This window comes from Orrella daihaiensis (assembly GCF_022811525.1).
Taxonomy (GTDB): domain Bacteria; phylum Pseudomonadota; class Gammaproteobacteria; order Burkholderiales; family Burkholderiaceae_B; genus Algicoccus; species Algicoccus daihaiensis.
Genome location: NZ_CP063982.1, coordinates 872,583 through 892,013 on the forward strand (window position 1 = coordinate 872,583; position 19,431 = coordinate 892,013).

16 protein-coding genes are annotated in these 19,431 nt (G+C 54.3%); 11 read left to right on the forward strand and 5 right to left on the reverse strand.

The annotated features are described in order from the left end of the window. Nucleotides 1-5 precede the first annotated feature (5 nt). Together DHf2319_RS04235 and DHf2319_RS04240 are read left to right on the forward strand one after the other, a co-directional pair. Nucleotides 6-2,303, forward strand: a complete 2,298-nt coding sequence (locus tag DHf2319_RS04235) for an NADP-dependent malic enzyme (protein WP_243479586.1) — start codon at nt 6-8, stop codon at nt 2,301-2,303. 149 nt (nt 2,304-2,452) lie between these two features. Continuing rightward, nucleotides 2,453-2,908 carry a barstar family protein gene (locus DHf2319_RS04240; protein ID WP_243479587.1) on the forward strand — a complete coding sequence of 152 codons (456 nt, stop codon included), beginning with the start codon at nt 2,453-2,455 and terminating at the stop codon, nt 2,906-2,908. Nucleotides 2,909-2,936: 28 nt separating this feature from the next. Here DHf2319_RS04240 and DHf2319_RS04245 read toward each other — a convergent pair whose 3' ends face one another. Continuing rightward, nucleotides 2,937-3,674, reverse strand: a complete 738-nt coding sequence (locus tag DHf2319_RS04245) for a 16S rRNA (uracil(1498)-N(3))-methyltransferase (RefSeq protein WP_243479588.1) — start codon at nt 3,672-3,674, stop codon at nt 2,937-2,939. A 141-nt stretch (nt 3,675-3,815) separates the two neighbouring features. Between DHf2319_RS04245 and tkt the strand changes: the two genes are divergently transcribed. Genes tkt through DHf2319_RS04260 form a run of 3 tightly spaced genes read left to right on the forward strand, consistent with a single transcriptional unit; the run spans nt 3,816 to nt 8,081 of the window. Beyond that, on the forward strand, nt 3,816-5,861 hold the full coding sequence (gene tkt / locus DHf2319_RS04250) for a transketolase (protein ID WP_243479589.1): 2,046 nt from the start codon (nt 3,816-3,818) through the stop codon (nt 5,859-5,861). 17 nt (nt 5,862-5,878) lie between these two features. After that, nucleotides 5,879-6,889, forward strand: a complete 1,011-nt coding sequence (gene gap, locus DHf2319_RS04255; RefSeq protein WP_243479590.1) for a type I glyceraldehyde-3-phosphate dehydrogenase — start codon at nt 5,879-5,881, stop codon at nt 6,887-6,889. Nucleotides 6,890-6,893: 4 nt separating this feature from the next. Then, nucleotides 6,894-8,081: a phosphoglycerate kinase gene (locus tag DHf2319_RS04260; protein ID WP_243479591.1), complete on the forward strand. Its 1,188-nt coding sequence runs from the start codon at nt 6,894-6,896 to the stop codon at nt 8,079-8,081. Between the two features lie 44 nt (nt 8,082-8,125). Here DHf2319_RS04260 and DHf2319_RS04265 read toward each other — a convergent pair whose 3' ends face one another. Further along, nucleotides 8,126-9,049, reverse strand: a complete 924-nt coding sequence (locus DHf2319_RS04265) for a phosphate acetyltransferase (RefSeq protein ID WP_243479989.1) — start codon at nt 9,047-9,049, stop codon at nt 8,126-8,128. A 32-nt stretch (nt 9,050-9,081) separates the two neighbouring features. Then, nucleotides 9,082-11,397: a DUF3141 domain-containing protein gene (locus tag DHf2319_RS04270; protein WP_440137315.1), complete on the reverse strand. Its 2,316-nt coding sequence runs from the start codon at nt 11,395-11,397 to the stop codon at nt 9,082-9,084. 221 nt (nt 11,398-11,618) lie between these two features. Between DHf2319_RS04270 and mog the strand changes: the two genes are divergently transcribed. Continuing rightward, entirely contained in the window at nt 11,619-12,245 is a 627-nt protein-coding gene (gene mog / locus DHf2319_RS04275) for a molybdopterin adenylyltransferase (RefSeq protein WP_243479593.1), read from the forward strand. Here mog and DHf2319_RS04280 read toward each other — a convergent pair. Further along, entirely contained in the window at nt 12,196-13,353 is a 1,158-nt protein-coding gene (locus DHf2319_RS04280; protein WP_243479594.1) for a methyltransferase, read from the reverse strand. The genes mog and DHf2319_RS04280 overlap by 50 nt on opposite strands. A 123-nt stretch (nt 13,354-13,476) precedes the next feature. Between DHf2319_RS04280 and fba the strand changes: the two genes are divergently transcribed. From fba to DHf2319_RS04305, 5 genes are all read left to right on the forward strand, one after another. Further along, complete coding sequence (gene fba, locus DHf2319_RS04285) at nt 13,477-14,541, forward strand: class II fructose-bisphosphate aldolase (RefSeq protein ID WP_243479595.1); 1,065 nt, start codon at nt 13,477-13,479, stop codon at nt 14,539-14,541. Nucleotides 14,542-14,553: 12 nt separating this feature from the next. Next, entirely contained in the window at nt 14,554-15,435 is an 882-nt protein-coding gene (locus DHf2319_RS04290) for a phosphoribosylaminoimidazolesuccinocarboxamide synthase (protein ID WP_243479993.1), read from the forward strand. A 75-nt stretch (nt 15,436-15,510) separates the two neighbouring features. Further along, nucleotides 15,511-16,023 (forward strand): 5-(carboxyamino)imidazole ribonucleotide mutase, encoded by a 513-nt coding sequence (gene purE, locus DHf2319_RS04295; protein WP_243479596.1) that lies wholly within the window; start codon nt 15,511-15,513, stop codon nt 16,021-16,023. Then, the gene (locus DHf2319_RS04300; RefSeq protein ID WP_243479597.1) at nt 16,020-17,186 is read left to right on the forward strand and encodes a 5-(carboxyamino)imidazole ribonucleotide synthase; all 1,167 of its coding nucleotides are present in this window, start codon (nt 16,020-16,022) and stop codon (nt 17,184-17,186) included. The genes purE and DHf2319_RS04300 overlap by 4 nt, the downstream gene beginning before the upstream one ends. Before the next feature lie 2 nt (nt 17,187-17,188). After that, on the forward strand, nt 17,189-18,229 hold the full coding sequence (locus tag DHf2319_RS04305; RefSeq protein ID WP_256462168.1) for an L-threonylcarbamoyladenylate synthase: 1,041 nt from the start codon (nt 17,189-17,191) through the stop codon (nt 18,227-18,229). 6 nt (nt 18,230-18,235) lie between these two features. Here DHf2319_RS04305 and DHf2319_RS04310 read toward each other — a convergent pair whose 3' ends face one another. Beyond that, the gene (locus DHf2319_RS04310) at nt 18,236-19,426 is read right to left on the reverse strand and encodes an acyl-CoA dehydrogenase (protein WP_243479598.1); all 1,191 of its coding nucleotides are present in this window, start codon (nt 19,424-19,426) and stop codon (nt 18,236-18,238) included. Nucleotides 19,427-19,431 lie beyond the last annotated feature (5 nt).

Sequence of the window (19,431 nt, forward strand, 5' to 3'; positions counted from 1 at the left end):
CTTCCATGGACGAAAACTTCCGCAAATCCGCGCTGCTGTATCACGAGCAGGGCCGCCCCGGCAAAATTTCCATTGCACCGACCAAGACACTATCGAATCAACGTGATCTGGCGCTTGCGTATTCTCCCGGCGTGGCGGCCGCCTGCGAAGAAATTGTGACCGACCCGGTGAATGCTGTGCGCTATACAGCGCGTGGCAATCTCGTGGGTGTCATCACCAACGGTACCGCTGTGCTGGGTTTGGGCAATATCGGCGCGTTGGCATCCAAACCTGTCATGGAAGGCAAGGCTGTTTTGTTCAAAAAATTTGCCGGTATTGATGTGTTTGATATCGAAATTAATGAGCAAGACCCCCAGAAACTGGTAGAGATCATTGCCGGTCTTGAACCCACATTCGGTGGCATCAATCTGGAAGATATCAAGGCACCTGAGTGTTTCATGGTCGAACGCGAGTTGCGTAAACGCATGAATATCCCGGTGTTTCATGATGATCAGCATGGAACGGCAATCTGCGTGACGGCTGCGTTTATCAATGGTTTGAAGGTCGTTGATAAACAGATTGAAAAGGTCAAGGTGGTCGTGTCGGGTGCTGGTGCCGCTGCGCTGGCCTGTCTAGACCTTATGGTGGATATGGGGTTGCCACTTAAAAACATCTGGGTAACCGATATTGAGGGTGTGGTGTATGAGGGACGTCAGACGTTGATGGATCCCGATAAAGCCCGTTATGCCCAAAAGACTGATGCGCGCAAACTTGCAGACGTCATTGGTGATGCGGATGTATTTCTGGGGTTATCGGCTGGCGGCGTGCTTAAACCTGACATGGTTGCGCGGATGGCAGTACGCCCGTTGATACTCGCATTGGCCAATCCGAACCCTGAAATTTTGCCGGCTGATGCCCACGCAGTGCGTGATGATGTGGTGATGTCCACTGGGCGATCGGATTATCCCAACCAAGTCAATAATGTGTTGTGCTTTCCTTACATTTTTCGTGGCGCGCTTGATGTTGGTGCCACCACCATTACCCGGGGCATGGAAAAGGCAGCCGTCCACGCGATTGCCCGCTTGGCTCAAGAGGAGCAAAGTGAAGTGGTGCAGGCAGCTTACGGCACAGGCGATGTGTCGTTTGGACCTCAGTATTTCATTCCCAAGCCTTTCGACCCGCGGTTAATCACACGGATCGCCCCCGCTGTTGCTAAAGCAGCGATGGAGGAGGGCGTGGCACTGCGACCCATTCAGGATCTCGATAGTTATGTCGAGCAGCTTGAGCAGTTCGTCTACCAGTCTGGCGCTTTCATGAAGCCAGTGTTTTCCGCAGCCAAAGGATTTGTGAAAGCTGGCGGCAAGGCCAGGATAGTGTTCACCGAGGGCGAGGACGAGCGGGTGCTGCGTGCTGTTCAGGTGGTTGTCGATGAAAAGTTAGCCAAGCCGATCCTGGTTGGTCGCCCGACCGTATTGGCAGATCGAATCGAAAAGCATGGCCTGCGTATCAAGCTTGGAGAAGACGTTGAAGTGGTCAATCCTGATTGGGACGATCGCTTTCACCGATATTGGACGACCTACTGGGAACTGATGTGCCGTCGAGGCGTCACCAAGGAAATGGCGCGGGTGGAAATGCGTCGTCGCTTGACGCTGATTGGCGCGATGATGGTCCACCTCGGGGATGCCGATGGCATGATTTGCGGCACAGTTGGGGGCTTTTCGGATCACTTGCGCTATGTCGATCAAATGATCGGCCTTGCGCCCGGCGAGACGACGTATGGGGCAATGAATATATTGCTGTTGCCTAATCACACCTTGGCGGTGGTTGATACACACGTCAATGAGAACCCCACCGCTGAGCAGATAGCCGCTTTCACCATGGCGGCTGCCCGACAGATGCAACGGTTGAATTTAGTGCCTAAAGTGGCTCTATTATCGAGATCTAACTTTGGCTCGGGCTCAAGCGCATCGGGTGACAAAATGCGTGAAGCGCTATCGTTGATTCGAGAGCGTGCACCAGAGATTGAAGTCGACGGGGAAATGCATGGTGACTGCGCGCTCGATGAAACCTTGCGACTCAAAATCTTGCCGACCTCAACGCTGAAGGGGTCTGCGAATTTGGTGGTTTGCCCCAATGTCGATGCCGGTAACATTGCGTACAACCTACTTAAAACGGCGGCTGGTGGCAATGTCGCGGTCGGCCCATTCTTGCTCGGTGTTAACGCTCCGGTTCATATCTTGACGTCAAGTGCCACCGTGAGAAGAATCGTCAACATGACAGCGGTAACCGTGGTGCACGCTAACCATCACACCGGTAGGGATTAAGACTTGACAGTCTTTTTGTGGTTCGTGACCTGTTGCTTTTTTGCGTATCGCAATGGGTCACTCACAAAATGTCACAAAGAGTGATTGATTCCAGCCCGTTATGTGGATACGATTCGCGCATGTGACTCGGATTCATAAAGGTGCTGGCGATGAGTAAGCAGGCAGATCGGCAGTTACGAGATTTGTTAAAGAAAGGCGGCGAATTGAGCCATCAGCATGCGCAAGAGTTTGTTGCGATGGCGCAAACGGGGGAGTTGGTGTGGTGCGAGGCTGATTGCTCCAGAGCGCGTAACCGCTCAGCGCTGTTTCGGGCTGTCGTTAAGGCCGTGGATTATCCGCAGTTTTTTGGTGGCAGTTTTGAGGGCTTATACGACTGCTTGACTGACACCATTGAAGATCAAAAAGTCGGGATTGTTCTTGTGTTCAAGGATTTGCATTCAGCCGATCCCGATATTGAGCGCGATCTTGCTGAATTGCAACAGGTGCTCGGTGACGTTGTGGGCACCGCATCGGATAGCGGACGAGTTTTTATTTACTGCATTGAACACGGCGGTAAGCATCCAGACGATGTACCTGGCGTTGTTCATAACTGGAGTGAGGAATAGTCAGCGACCCGGTGGCCTGTCAGTCCCGCTAGCCTATCAGCCAACTAAGGCCTGCGACGGCAACCAGACCGGCTGTTTCTGTCCTCAAGACCCGCTGCCCGAGTGAGATAGGGTAGGCGCCGGCGTCTAGCCAGCGGCTTGCTTCGTGGTCTTCCCACCCACCCTCGGGCCCAACGATAATGCTCGCAGCCTTTGCTGATCTGATGGCCTCTAGCACTGAGGGCTCGTCAAGACGAAGCGTTTGTGAGTGCAGGTGACAAAGCAGCATGGGCCGATCGCTTACACTCGCAATCGCCTCATCGACGGCGCAAGGGGCATGAATTTGCATCAGACGGTTGCGGCCACACTGTTCGCTAGCAGCAACGACCTGCTTTTGCCACTGAGCCGTGCGCTTGGCGGCTCGATCGTGGCTTAATTTCACGGTGCTGCGATGCGCGGTCACCGGGATCAATGAGGTAACCCCAAGCTCAACGGCTTTCTCGATCACCCAGTCCATACGGTCCTGACTGGCAATGCCTTGGACCAGGGTCAGCCGATACGGCAATTCCCGATCGATTTTTGCGATGTCACTGACGACAGCAATGGCTTGTCCAGATTTTTCAAACTCCAGAAGGGCGGTGGCTTGTACGCCTGACCCATCAAAAAGCACGACTTCCTGACCAGCTTTCAGGCGGCGTACCCGAATGTGATGGTTGACTTGATCGGGTAACGCCACCTTGGTGTTGGCCAAAAGCGGTATTTCACAGAAAAATCTAGGCAGACTCATGGAATCAGATGTTACCCGAGCGCCGGCGCGCCACGGAATCAACAAGAGTCTCAGGTGCTAAAATCCGGGGTTTCCCTGATAGTCACGCTTAAACAATTCGTTTGCCTGGCGATCTTTACTTACCTGCACAGTCTGCCTGCCATGTCTGAATCTGCCGCTTCCCCCGCCCAAATGGCCAATGCCATCCGAGCCTTGTCCATGGACGCCGTCCAAAAAGCCAAGTCCGGTCACCCGGGGGCGCCGATGGGAATGGCTGAAATCGCCACCAGTCTGTTTACCCGACACCTTCGACATAACCCCGCTGATCCGGCATGGATGAATCGTGACCGCTTTGTGTTGTCCAACGGGCACGGCTCGATGCTGATATACAGCGTGTTGCATTTGTGTGGCTATGACTTGCCAATGAGCGAAATTGAGCAGTTTCGCCAACTGCACTCAAAAACGCCGGGGCACCCAGAGGTCGGCGTCACGCCTGGTGTAGAGACGACAACGGGACCGCTGGGTCAGGGGCTTTCCAATGCAGTGGGGATGGCACTGGCTGAGGCACTGCTGGCAGCGGAATTCAATCGGGGTGATCATCAAGTCATCAACCATCGCACTTATGCTTTTGTCGGTGACGGTTGCCTCATGGAAGGTATCTCGCACGAGGTTTGCTCGTTGGCCGGTACGTGGCGCTTGGGCAAGTTGATCGTTGTCTACGATGACAACGGTATTTCGATCGATGGCAAAGTCGAGAACTGGTTTACAGATGATACGGCTCGCCGATTTGAGGCTTATGGCTGGAACGTGGTGCGTGATGTCGATGGCCATGATCCAGAGGCGGTCGATGCGGCACTGACTCAGGCCGAGGCGCTCGGTGAGACGCAGCAACGACCGACACTGGTCATTTGCAAGACGGTGATTGGACAGGGTGCTCCGAATATGGCGGGCACTGACAAGGTCCATGGTGCCCCACTTGGGGATGCTGAAATTGCCGCCACACGTGGTGCTTTGGGTTGGACTCATCAACCATTTCAGCTGCCCGAAGAGGTTCGTGCCGCTTGGGATATGCGTCAGCGTGGCCAGACTTTACAACGTGAGTGGTCGGTGCGCTGGGAGGCCTACCAGAAGCAATTCCCGGCTGAAGCTAAAGAACTGTCACGCCGCATGGCTGGTGATCTACCTGCAGATTTTGAGGCAATTGTGCAGCAGCTGATGGCTAAAACCGATCAGGCAGCCCAAACGCTCGCGACTCGCAAGGCATCGCAACAAGCAATCGAAGCGCTGGTGCAGTCTTTGCCTGAAATGCTCGGTGGGTCTGCCGATTTAACGGGCTCGAACTTTACCGATTGGGCTGGTGCGGTGCCAGTGCGGGCAGGGGATGGTGGGATCAGTTTTGGGCGCCACATCAACTATGGGGTGCGAGAGTTTGGCATGGCTGCCATCATGAACGGGGTTGCTTTGCATGGTGGTTATTTGCCGTTTGGCGGCACGTTTTTGACGTTTTCTGACTACTCGCGCAATGCCATACGTATGGCTGCATTGATGAGGCAACGCGTGATACACGTATTCACGCATGACTCAATTGGTCTAGGCGAGGATGGCCCAACCCATCAATCAGTGGAGCATGCAGCTAGCCTGCGTCTGATTCCGAATTTATCGGTGTGGCGACCATGTGACACGGTCGAAACAGCGGCTGCGTGGGCAGCTGCTATTGGACGTCCGGCGAGCATTGGCATGTCAGTGCGAGAGGGAGGGCCAACGGCTCTGTTATTGTCGCGCCAGAACTTGCCATTTGTTCAGCGCGACCAGACAGTACTTTCGAACGTCAGTCGTGGTGGGTATGTCCTGTCTGATGCTGATCATCCCAAGGCAGTGATCATCGCAACGGGTTCTGAAGTTGAACTCGCGCTCAAAGCGCAAGCGACTCTGGCTAGTGAGGGTATCGCTGTCCGCGTGGTTTCCATGCCAAGCACGGACGTATTTGAGTTGCAGACAGCTGACTACCGAGCGTCCGTACTACCCAAGGGCATGCCACGCGTGGCGGTTGAAGCCGGTGTGCGGGATTTCTGGTTCAAGTATGTGGGTCTAGAAGGGGCAGTGGTTGGTATTGACCGATATGGAGAGTCAGCGCCAGCCGGTGATTTGTTCGAGTATTTTGGGCTAACGGCAGATGCGGTAGTGGCTGCCGTCAAACAGGTTTTGTAAACAAGGAGATTGGTGTCATGGCAATTCGTGTTGCAATCAACGGTTATGGTCGGATTGGCCGCAATATTCTGCGTGCCCACTACGAGGGTGGCAAAAAGCATGATATTGAGATCATGGCGATCAATGACCTCGGCGATCCTCAAACCAACGCGCATCTAACGCAGTACGACACGGCACATGGGAAATTCCCCGGCACGGTCGGCGTTGAAGGCGAACACATGATTGTCAACGGTGACAAGATTCGTGTACTGGCCAATCGCAATCCAGCCGAATTGCCATGGGGCGAGCTCGGTGTTGATGTGGTGCTTGAGTGCACGGGCTTTTTTACCAGCAAAGAAAAAGCATCAGCTCACCTAAAAGGCGGTGCCAAGAAAGTCATCATCTCGGCACCTGGCGGTAAGGATGTCGATGCAACGGTGGTGTTCGGTGTTAACCAAAACGTACTCAAGGCAGAGCACACCGTGATTTCCAATGCGTCATGCACAACCAACTGCCTGGCGCCTTTGGTCAAACCATTGAATGACAAACTCGGTGTTGAGACGGGTTTGATGACCACAGTGCACGCCTATACCAACGATCAAGTTCTGACAGATGTCTATCACGAAGACTTGCGTCGCGCACGCTCGGCCACGATGAGCATGATTCCCACCAAAACTGGTGCTGCTGCTGCTGTTGGTCTGGTTTTGCCGGAATTAAATGGCAAGCTTGACGGCTATGCGATCCGTGTGCCGACCATCAACGTGTCTATCGTTGATCTGTCGTTTATTGCCAAGCGTGAGACGACAGTGGAGGAGGTTAATTCAATCCTCAAAGCAGCCGCGGATGGTGAGTTAAAGGGTATCTTGGAATACAACACAGCGCCATTGGTGTCGATCGATTTCAATCACAATCCGGCGTCGAGCAACTTTGATGCAACCTTAACCAAAGTGTCTGGCAAGCTGGTGAAAGTTTCATCGTGGTATGACAACGAGTGGGGCTTTAGCAATCGTATGCTGGACACCACGGTTGCATTGATGAAAGCAAAGTAAATCAATGAAAGTCAAGACTCTAGCGCAACTCGCTGATTCGGGCGAGTTAAAAAACAAGCGGGTGTTTATTCGTGCTGACCTGAACGTACCGCTCGATGATCAGGGCAGGATTACGGAAGACACCCGTATTCGTGCGTCAGTGCCCGGCATCAAGCTCGCACTCGATGCAGGTGCGGCGGTGATGATCACCTCCCATCTTGGGCGTCCCACCGAGGGTGAGCTTAAGCCAGAAGATAGCTTGGCTCCAGTGGCCGTTCGCCTGCAGGAGTTGCTCGGTCAGCCAGTCAGGTTGCTCACTAACTGGCTTGACGGTGTTGACGTATCGGCAGGCGAAGTGGTCTTGCTAGAGAATTGCCGTTGTAACGTCGGCGAGAAAAAAGATAGTACCGAGCTGGCCCAGAAAATGGCCAAGCTCTGTGATGTGTATGTCAATGATGCCTTTGGCACTGCTCACAGGGCTGAAGCGACAACACATGCATTGGCACTGCAGGCGCCAGTGGCGTGCGCAGGCCCCTTGTTGGCGGCTGAACTAGAGGCGTTGGGTAAGGCGCTGCGCGAGCCAAAGCGCCCGATGGTCGCAATCGTCGGTGGTTCCAAGGTTTCCACCAAGCTGTCCATATTGCAAGCGTTGGCCCAGAAAGTCGACCAGTTGATTGTTGGTGGCGGTATTGCCAACACCTTCATGCTAGCCGCGGGGTTGTCGATTGGAAAGTCCTTGGCTGAAGCTGATCAGGTCGGCCAGGCTCGGTCGGTGATTGAAATGATGCAGGCAAGAGGGGCGGCCGTTCCGATCCCGGTTGATGTCGTGGTGGCTACAGCGTTTTCAGCGTCGGCACAGGCACAAGTCAAAGCAGCTGATGCTGTACAACCAGATGACCTGATCCTGGACATTGGACCAAAGACCACCGAGCAACTCGCTGAGATTTTGGCTAAGGCTGGCACCATCGTTTGGAATGGTCCTGTGGGGGTTTTTGAGTTTGATGCGTTTGCCAATGGCACCAAAGGCGTGGCTCGCGCGATTGCCGACTCCGATGGCTTTTCAATTGCGGGCGGTGGCGACACGCTGGCTGCCATTGCCAAGTTCGGTATCAGCAATCAGGTCGGCTACATTTCAACCGGCGGTGGAGCTTTTCTGGAGTTTTTGGAAGGTAAAACCCTGCCTGCTGTCGCTGCGCTAGAGCAACGGGCGTAATCGAGTAAACGAGTAAACGAGGCCCGTAACTTCCGGGTGCTCGTTTAAACCACGGCTGGCTTGGTTGTGCTTTGGTGGTGCGCATATAGCGCCGCCAATGCGCATGAAGCCAGTCGACTTTGTTTCGAATCGGCGCGACTTGTCAGGATAATCGGAACACGCGCCCCGAGCACTATACCGGCCGCGTGAGCACCAGAAAGAAACGACAGGTTCTTAGCGAGCATGTTGCCAGCCTCAAGGTCTGGCACCACCAGAATTTGAGCGTGACCTGCCACAGGCGATGTCAGCCCCTTGATCTGAGCAGCTTGGGGACTGACCGCGTTATCCATCGCTAGCGGTCCATCGAGAAGGCCGCCCGTGATTTGGCCGCGCTCAGCCATCTTGCACAATGCTGCAGCTTCAATTGTGCTTGGAATTTTCGGGTTGACTTGCTCGACGGCCGATAAAATCGCCACCCGCGGCTGACCAAGGCCAAGTGCTATGTGCAGATCAATGGCGTTTTGCACGATGTCTGCCTTGCAAAGCAGGTCCGGGGCGATGTTAATGGCTGCATCTGTGACAAATAATGGTTCTGCATAGGTGGGTACATCCATGACGAAGATGTGACTCAGTCGCCTCGCGGTGCGCAGCCCGGTGTCAGCCTTGACGACCTCATGCATTAATTCATCAGTGTGTAGACTGCCTTTCATGAGCAAAGTAGCTTTGCCTGCGCGCACTTGTGCTACCGCCTCGGCAGCAGAGGCATGGCTGTGAGGCGTGTCGATCAGCTGAAGTTTGCTGATGTCTAGACTGCATTGACTGGCCATTGACTTAATTTTGGCTTTGGGGCCAATAAGTATGGGTATCAATAAGCCAAGCTCAAAGGCTTCGACCGCAGCTGTCAGAGAAGTTTCATCGCAGGGGTGGGCCACCGCACACACTGCCGGCGCAATGCCAGCAGCCCGTTTAACGAGCGCATCAAACTTCACGGGCTCGTGATAATGCGGTTTACCTTCTAGGTTCACTTGTTGGCAACCTTCTTAACAGCGGTTTTACGAGCAGTGCTCTTTTTTACAGTTGCTGCTTTGGTGACAGCCTTGCGTGGCGTCGCGCGCTTGGCAGACGGCTTGCCAGAAGCGGTTACTGATAGCGCTTGCTGTTCGTCCCGTTTGAGGCTTGTGGTTTGCATCCCTTTGTTGTTGCCACGCGAACGGGTCTTGGCCTGTTTGGCCGCTTGGGTGTACAGCTGACAGACTTGTTCGAGCCGTTGCTTGCCGGCTTGATTCAGTGAGCCGCTGGCCAAAGCGACCTGGGTAACAAATTCGGCTGCTTTGTTGATTTCATCAGCGCTATGGTGACTAAGCAAAGTGGGAATCGAGTTGACTGAGCCTTCTGGGTCAACCACCATGACCATGGCTTGTTCGCGCACCATGCGTTTAAAGGCCGGTAGCGTCAGTGTGTGCTCCTGATGTGCGCGCAATTGGCGGATCAGGTTAAAGCTGCGCTCATCAATGCCACCTTGGGCTTGTGCAATGTATATCATCACCCGGATACTGGCTTCACGAATACCACCGCATTCCACGAGTTTGCGCAGTTCAGTCACGCGACGCTTAACAAAGGCCAGATGTTCAGGTGACACGCCCGGGTGTTCGCGAGGTGCGCCTTCCTTGGCACCAAGACCAGCAATGTCTTGTACCAGCGGCGCACCATAGACAGCCATGAACGTTTGTTCGATCAGATTATCGCGCCATTCACCGTAGAGTTCGAGGGCAGACTCAATGGATTTAGAGATCTGCTTCTCCATTTGCAGAAATGGATTGTCCTTGGCAGCTGGCTTTCGGTGGTTCTTAACCTGGACTGCCACTGGTGCGAGCGACGCAATCCAAGGGTTCTTATCGGAGATGGTCTCATAGGGCAAACGCAAGGGGTGCAGCTTTTGCAGTCGTTCACTGGTGCGCGGGGTCGCAATCGCTTTGATCCATGGTTGCATAAAGGATTTGTATAAACCGATATTGACCTGTGACAGGCGCGAGACCGTCGCAAACCTGCGGTCATCGTCTTCGCGATGTTGCACAATTTTTTCAACGTCAGCGAGGTGGCGGCGCTCGAACGTTAATACGTAGTCGCCGTAGGCCAGATCAGCGTTTGGTGTCTCGGGCGTTTTGTCATGAATGACAGCCTCGTAGATACCCGCTGGCAGCACGTCGATCATGTCAATGTTGCAGGTGAACTCACGATGCTCTTTTTTGGCGATGGCACCTGACACAAAAATGCCGAGGTGACCGATACTTTCGTGCACCGCATAGATGATGGTTTGACCGTGAGCCAGCACTTCTTTGTCTGTCTGATAAAGATCTGTGATCCAGCCAAGTGCCTGTGGGGGCGGCGTGATGTTGTCGCCTTTCGAACAGAACACGATGATGGGCGAGCGTATGTTGCGCAAGTCGATACGCAAACCGTCTTTAGTCACCATGCGGGCTGTCGACAGCTTATTACCGATAAATAGGTTGTCAACGATGTACTGGATTTCTTTGCCATTTAAGAAGACATGGCCACCCCACCAGCGCTCAAACCCAAGATACCGATTGGCCTCAGTGTCGACGTTGGAGTAAAGGTTGTATTGTTTGGACCAATAGGTGTTGGCTGGATTTAAGTTCTCGAAGTTTTGTACCAGGTTGGCGCCGTCGAACATGCCACCGCCTAAGTCACTGGCCATCATGGTCATCCAGGAGCCGCCAGCCAGGCCGCCGGTGTAACGCATGGGGTTCTTGCCGCGCCAGCCAGCCCAGTAAGACAGGGGGGCGCCAGCGATGATGATGGGGCCAAAGAGCTCTGGGCGTGTCGCGGCAGCCATCATGAGCTGCCAGCCAGCTTGGCAGTTGCCAATCACCACGGGCTTGCCTTCAGCCTCTGGATGTAACGAGATCACTTCTTCCAGAAACCGCGTCTCTGCCCAGACCACATCTTCAACGCCCTGGTCAGGTTCAGGTTTGGGGAGAAATCCGATGAAATAACAGGGATGGCCTGCCTCGATGGCGACACCGATCTCGCTTTCTGGCTTAAACCCGGCAATTCCCGGTCCATGGCCAGCACGCGGATCCACAACGACGAACGGTCGTTTGATCGGGTCAACAGGCATAGACTTTGGCGGCGCGATGCGTGTCAACACATAGTTGACTGGCCGCTCGAGTGTACGACCATCGAGCACGACCTCAGCTTTCATGCTCAACACATTGGGCGCTTGTTTGGACATGTGGCGTTGATACTGATTACCACGCTGTCGCATGACATCAGCAGTCAGCACGCCGCGTTGCCAGGCATCCACGGCGTATTCCATGGCTGCATCGACCACCGGCGGGAGCAGCGGGAAGGGGTGTTTATTCTCAGAAGATGTGTCGGCTTGGCTCACGGGCATTCAACCTTATAGGGGCGGTAGAAGGATTACAACCGATTTTATGTTGCATTGCAACAAAATCTCTCTTGATCAACCGATCTGTCGGAGTAAAGTAACAGCTTTCTCGTTCAATTGAGCTGGCACTCAGCCAGCCGGAGTGCCAAATGTCTGATCAAGCCCAAATCGTGAGCGCCAGCATCCTACGAGTCGGGTTAATTTCCGTCTCAGATCGTGCCAGTCAGGGGGTCTATGCCGATCAGGGTGTGCCATCGCTTAAAAACTGGCTATCCCAGGCTCTGGTCAGTCCATTTGAGGTGCACGAACGACTGATCGCCGATGAAAAAAACTTGATCACTGACACCATTATTGAGTTGGTGGATCAGGCCCGTTGTGATCTGGTGCTCACCACGGGGGGGACAGGGCCATCTCGACGCGATGTCACACCCGAGGCCACGCTGGCTGCTGCCACCCGAGAGATGCCAGGATTCGGCGAGCAAATGCGTCAGATCAGCCTTCAGTTTGTGCCAACGGCGATTTTGTCGCGACAAGTCGGTGCCTTGCGAGAAATTGATGGCCACGCAGCATTAATTATCAATCTGCCAGGTCAGCCACGTGCCATTGCCGAGACCCTTGAGGGGCTAAAGAAAGATGGGCTGGTAGTCGTTTCAGGTTTGTTTGCTGCGGTGCCCTACTGTATTGACCTGATTGGTGGGCCTTACATCGAGACTGATCCCGCCGTGGTTAAGGCGTTTCGCCCGAACAAGAAAGTCGCAGCTGCCAAAGAGACGTGATTTCAGCGCGGCGAAAGGGCATCAGTGGGTCGTTGGTGTCTGATAGTTTGCGATGCGATGCCTTGGTTTGCAGACGATGAACGGGGACGAGACCTGCGTTCTCGAACCAGCCCAGTAAGTCTTCCCGGCTTCTCAATTTCAAGTGCTCAGCAAGATCGGACAGGATTAGCCATGCCTGGCCATTGGGTTGCAGATGTGCACCCACCGCATTTAAAAAACCTTGAAGCATCCGATGCTGTGGGTCATAAATGGCGGCCTCCAATGGTCCACTGGCTGCACCCGGCAACCAAGGTGGGTTGCACACGATCAGGTCGAATTTCCCTTCGGGAATCAGGTCGCAGTCCAAGATAGTGATTTGTGTGTGCAGGTTTGCTCGATGCACATTGTCAGTTGCGCAAGCCAATGCAGCTGGATTGACATCGGTGGCAATGACCTGTTGAATCCCGCGCTTAGCCAATAGCATGGCCAATACGCCGGTGCCGGTGCCAACATCGACGGCTGTGTCACATGGGCTGGGTAGCTCGGCTTGCATGACCAAATCCAGATACTCATGCCGGGTGGGAGCAAATACACCCCAGCGAGGAAAAATGTTGTGTCCCAGAGCCGCAACGGGCAAACCTTGGCGATGCCATTCGAATGCACTCAGAACCCCGACTAGTTCGGACAACGGCACCACAAAATCCACCTCTTCTAGTCGTTCACCATAGGCCATGCGCAAAGCGTCATGAGCATCTGGTGCGCCAGCGAGGTGAATCGCATAGCCTGGCTTGATCTCAACGAGCAATAGCCCGGCTTGCCGAGCAGCTTGCGAGCGTTGCAGACGGATACGGTGAAACCGCTCTGGGAGATCCACGGGTTCAAACGAACGCGATTTATTGTTGATCAGCCGTTTGATTGCGCTCAACAGTTGTCTGGCTTGTTGATAGTCCCCTTGGCACAGCAGAGCCGTTGACTGGCCGAGTGCCCGACCGGCGCTCTTGGCCGAGACATTCGTGCCAATTGTCTCTATGTGTCGGGGTGGATTCCAGTGGTGGGCGCTTTGCCAATAGACGCTCGTGGTCGTGTCTGGCAGAGGTATCTCGATTTGCTGGGTCTGTGTTGGTTGCATTCAGTGGTCTATCGGCTTGGCACGCAGCGGTTGAGGGTAAAATGGTGAAGTTTCAGGAAATTTGCAGGTTGTGTTTCATCACAGTCCACCCCGGTTTTTTAATTTCATTGCAAGGACTTCATTATGGCTCTCGTCTCCATGCGCCAGCTGTTAGATCACGCTGCAGAAAACGGCTACGGCATCCCGGCATTTAACGTCAATAACCTCGAGCAAGTTCAGGCCATCATGGAGGCCGCTGAAGAAACCAATAGTCCCGTCATCATGCAGGCATCTGCAGGCGCACGCAAGTACGCAGGAGAGGGTTTCTTGAAGCATCTGATCCAAGCAGCCGTGGAGTCCTATCCCCACATACCAATCGTGATGCACCAGGATCATGGCCAGTCACCCAAGATTTGTCAGGGAGCGATCGATCTGGGTTTTTCTAGCGTCATGATGGATGGCTCGTTGATGGAAGACGGTAAAACCATCGCCGACTACGATTACAACGTCAAGGTTACCAGGCAGGTGGTTGATATTGCCCACAAGCTTGGTGTGACGGTTGAGGGGGAGTTGGGCTGCCTTGGTTCGTTAGAGACCATGAAAGGCGACAAAGAGGATGGTCATGGCGCCGAAGGCACCATGACCATGGATCAGTTGTTGACTGATCCCGAGCAGGCGGCCGATTTTGTTCGTCAGACCCAACTAGACGCCTTGGCTATTGCGATCGGTACCAGCCATGGTGCTTACAAGTTCACTCGCAAGCCAACGGGAGACATCCTTTCGATTGAGCGTATCAAGCAAATCAATGCGCGCTTGCCCAACACCCACTTGGTGATGCATGGCAGTTCGAGTGTGCCGCAAGAATTGCTCGCTGAAATCCGAGAGTTTGGCGGCGACATGAAAGAGACTTATGGCGTTCCTGTCGAAGAAATTCAGGAAGCCATCAAGTACGGTGTACGCAAGATCAACATCGATACCGATATCCGTCTTGCCATGACCGGTGCAATCCGTCGTTTCTTCGCCGAGAACCCCAGCAAGTTTGACCCGCGTGAGTATTTGAAGCCTGCCCGAGCAGCGGCCAAGGCCATCTGTGTGGCGCGCTATCAGCAATTTGGCACTGCTGGCAATGCCAGCAAGATCACAGCCCGTCCGTTGGTTGATATTGCAGCCGACTACGCCGCAGGCAAGCTTGCCCAAGTTGTGCAATAAGCTGGGGCTTGGATCACTGTGACTTTGCATCAATCCAGCATCACTTCCTTGCCGCTTATCGCCCGCGGCAAGGTGCGTGATATGTATGCCGTGGGCCATGACAAGTTGCTGATTGTGGCTTCAGACCGTATCTCGGCATTCGATGTCATTCTGGATGACCCAATTCCCGGTAAGGGCGAAGTTCTAACCAAATTGACGGAATTCTGGTTGGGTAAGCTTGGCCATATCATTCCCAATCATGCCACGGGTATCGACCCTGAGTCGGTGGTTCAAGCCGGTGAGCGTGATCAGGTTCGCGGCCGTTCCATGGTGGTCAAGCGTTTAAAGCCAATATTGGTTGAGGCAGTGGCCCGTGGCTATCTGATTGGTTCAGGTTGGAAGGATTATCAGACAACAGGATCGGTTTGTGGGGTTGTATTGCCCACGGGACTGCAACAGGCTGCTAAGCTGCCCGAAGCGATTTTTACGCCTGCTGCCAAAGCCGACGTGGGTGAGCATGATGAGAACGTCGACTTTGAGTACGTCGTTAATGCGATTGGTGATTCGCTGGCTCGTCAGATAAGGGAAACCACATTGCGGCTATACCAGGAAGCGGCCGAATATGCGGCAAGCCGAGGGATACTGATTGCTGACACCAAGTTTGAGTTTGGCTTGGATGAGGCGGGACAATTGCATCTAATGGATGAGGTCCTTACGCCCGACTCCTCCCGGTTTTGGCCGGCCGATGGTTGGCGTGAGGGTATCAGCCCGCCATCCTATGACAAGCAGTTTGTGCGGGATTGGCTTGAAACCCAGCCCTGGAACAAAACGTCGCCGGCACCACGCTTGCCCGCTGAAATTATCGAAGCCACTGCTGCCAAGTACCGTGAAGCGCTAGAGCGTCTAAGCGCCTAGCCACCTTCTTCTCTACACGACGGTCTTGCCCCAACGGGTAAAATGACCGTTTGAATGCTGTTCAGGTCACTACTTATGACAAGCAATCTGTCTGGCAACAATCATTCGCCCTTGGTGGGTGTCATCATGGGCTCCTCGAGCGACTGGGACGTCATGTCCGAAGCGGTCGCCATTCTTGAACATTTCGCAATCCCGCATGAAGCGCGCGTGGTGTCAGCACATCGGATGCCTTCTGATATGGCGCAATATGCCCAGACCGCCAACGATCGAGGTTTAAGAGCCATCATCGCCGGTGCAGGTGGTGCGGCTCATTTGCCGGGCATGGTGGCTGCATTCACACACATCCCTGTATTTGGTGTTCCAGTGCCCAGCAAACATTTGCAGGGCCAAGATTCGCTGTTATCGATCGTTCAAATGCCCAAAGGGGTGCCAGTCGCCACATTCGCGATCGGAACAGCCGGGGCTGCCAATGCTGCACTGCACGTGGTCGCAAATTTGGCAACCACCGACAAAGCGCTTGCAGAGAAGCTGATTCAGTACAGGACTGCGCAGACCGAGATGGCTCGCGCCATGAGGTTGGAAAAATGATTGTCAAACCAGGGCAGTGGTTGGGTGTCCTTGGAGCCGGTCAGCTAGGGCGGATGTTTTGTCAGGCCGCCCAGTCGATGGGTTATCGGGTGCTGGTGCTAGACCCTGATGAGGTATCACCAACGGCAGATTTGGCTGATGACCACATCATGGCTGCCTATGATGATGAGAAAGCCTTGGGTGAAATGGCCAAGCGCTGCCTGGCGGTCACTACCGAGTTTGAGAATGTGCCTGCACGCAGTCTGGAGTTGTTGTCTAGACGCACCCATGTCATGCCTGGCGCCAGGGCTGTGGGCCCGGCGCAAGATCGCTGTCTGGAAAAACGCTTTATCGAGTCGATGGGTGTGCCCGTGGCACCATTTGCCGAGATTCGCGAGCTATCAGACCTTGAGCACTTGCCAGAAGGACTTTTCCCAGGCATCTTGAAAGTGGCACAACTGGGCTATGACGGTAAAGGTCAATGGCGGGTTGCTAACCGGCAGGAGGTTTTGTCTGCGTTCGAGCAAGCCCAACGAGTGCCTTGCGTATTAGAGGCCAAGCTTGACCTGGCTTATGAACTGTCAGTAGTGCTTGCACGCGACACGCAAGGCAAACAGGTGGTTTATCCGGTTAGCCGCAATATTCATCACGATGGCATCCTCGCGGTCACCCATGTTGATGGTGTGTTGACCGATACCGCTAGAGCCGCGTGCCAGGCAGCCGGTCAGATTGCTGATGGACTGGGTTATCACGGTGTACTTTGTGTTGAGTTTTTTGTGTTGAAAGATGGCAGTCTGATTGCCAACGAAATGGCGCCAAGACCACACAACAGTGGTCACTACACGCAAAATGCTTGTGTTTCTAGCCAGTTTGAGCAGCAAGTCAGGGTCATGGCAGGTTTGCCCTTAGGCGACACCAGATTGCTCGCGCCTGCTGTGATGCTTAATCTGCTTGGTGATGTCTGGTTGCGTCACCAGAGCGATCAACCGCAAGAGCCGGATTGGGACGCGGTGCTATCCAAACCCGGTACATCCTTGCACCTCTACGGCAAGCGTTGCGCCCGTGCAGGCAGAAAAATGGGTCATATCAACATCACGGCGCCGACGTTTGAGCAAGCAGTCGGTGTGGCCAATGAGATTGTTGACCTATTGGATTTGCCTTGCAGGGCAGTCGTGCCTTCATAATCGTGCAAGCAACCGAGTCTCAAATCGAACAGGCAGCGCACGCCTTGATGCAAGGTGGTTTGGTTGCGTTTCCGACCGAGACGGTTTATGGACTTGGCGCTGATGCGGCTAGTCGCGCGGCTGTCGCCAAAATCTACGAGGCCAAAGGTAGACCGAGCAGTCACCCGGTTATTGTGCATATTGCTAAACCCGAGGACATGGCGGCATGGTGCCAAGACATCCCGGATCAGGTGTGGGCTCTGGCGCGAGCGTTCTGGCCAGGACCGTTGACTTTGATTCTAAAGCGCCATGTTGCAGTGGATGCGTCGGTCAGTGGCGGACAAGATACCATCGGCGTTCGCTGTCCTTCTCATCCTGTGGCGCAGGCATTGCTGATTAAGTTTGCTGAATTGAAAGCAGCCGCAGGGCAGCCACGAGCTGGCGTTGCGGCGCCATCGGCTAACCGGTTTGGACGAGTCTCCCCCACTCAGGCAGATCATGTTCGCACTGAGTTTGCATCAATGTGGCCTGATGGACTGCTGGTCTTGGATGGCGGTGACAGCGAGGTCGGGATTGAGTCAACGATTGTTGACTTATCTGGGGTTCAGAATGGCCTTTCGCCGGCGCTGCTGCGTCCCGGTGCGATTAGTTTAGAGGCGCTTCAATCTGTGCTTGGGTGTCCAGTGACAGGACACACTGCGCAGTCCCCCCGTGTGTCGGGCTCGTTAAAGGCACACTACGCGCCATTCACGCCTTTAATTCTATGTGTCGAACACAAGCTTGAGGATTGCGTGCGAGATTGGCTAGACACTCACGAAGGTAACGTGGCCGTGCTGTTGCGCTCAGACAGGCAGCTGCCTCTAGATCGTGTTCACCTGATTCGCATGCCCATGATGCCAGCAGCCTATGCCAGAGCACTTTACGCAACGCTTAGACGGGTGGATGAGTCAGGTGTGAGTGTGGTCATTGCCGAGCAAGTGCCCGATGAGCCTGACTGGATGGGGGTGAGGGATCGCATGAACCGGGCTGCTGCTGCCTTTGAGGGCAACAGCAGCCAGACCTAGGCGACTTTAGAAAAACGCCTGGATACCAGTTTGCGCACGACCTAGAATCAGGGCGTGGATATCATGGGTGCCCTCATAGGTGTTGACCACTTCGAGGTTAACCAGATGACGCGCTATACCGTACTCGTCAGAGATGCCGTTGCCACCCAACATGTCGCGAGCGGTACGAGCAACATCAAGTGCCTTGCCGCAGGAATTGCGTTTCATAATTGATGTGATTTCAACGGCAGCGGTCCCTTCGTCCTTCATGCGCCCCAACCGCAAGCAGCCTTGTAGGCCCAGTGTGATCTCGGTTTGCATGTCGGCGAGTTTCTTCTGGATCAACTGATTAGAGGCCAAGGGGCGACCAAACTGCTGTCGATCGAGTACGTACTGGCGGGCGGTGTGCCAACAAAACTCGGCAGCCCCGAGCGCACCCCAGGCAATGCCGTAACGAGCTGAATTCAAGCATGTAAAGGGACCTTTCAAGCCAGTGACGTTAGGCAGCATTTGCTCGTCACCGACCTCAACCCCATCCATCACGATTTCACCGGTCATCGAGGCGCGCAGCCCCACTTTGCCGTGAATCTCCGGGGCTGACAGGCCTTTCATGCCTTTTTCCAGAATAAAACCGCGGATACGCCCGTCGTGGTCACCACCCACGCACTTGGCCCAGATCACAAAGACATCAGCCACTGGTGAGTTGGTGATCCACATCTTGTTGCCGGTCAGCTTGTAGCCATCACTTGTTTTAACGGCTCGGGTTTCCATGCCTGCGGGATCAGAACCATGGTTGGGTTCAGTCAAGCCAAAGCAACCTATCCATTCGCCCGTTGCCAACTTGGGCAGGTACTTGCGCTTTTGCTCTTCGCTACCGAATTCGTTGATTGGCACCATGACCAGCGAGGACTGAACGCTCATCATTGAGCGGTAGCCTGAATCCACCCGTTCCACTTCACGCGCAATCAAGCCGTAGCAAACATAATTCAGGCCAGCGCCGCCATATTCAGTCGGAATCGTGGCGCCAAGCAGGCCAAGCTCACCCATTTCAGGAAAGATGGAGGTATCCATCTTTTCATGACGAAATGCCTCGAGTACGCGTGGCAAAAGTTTTTCCTGACAGTAAGCATAGGCGGCTTCGCGAACCATGCGCTCGTCTTCAGTAAGTTGGCCATCAAGCAATAAGGGGTCAGACCAATTAAAAGAGGCTGCGGACATTGTTT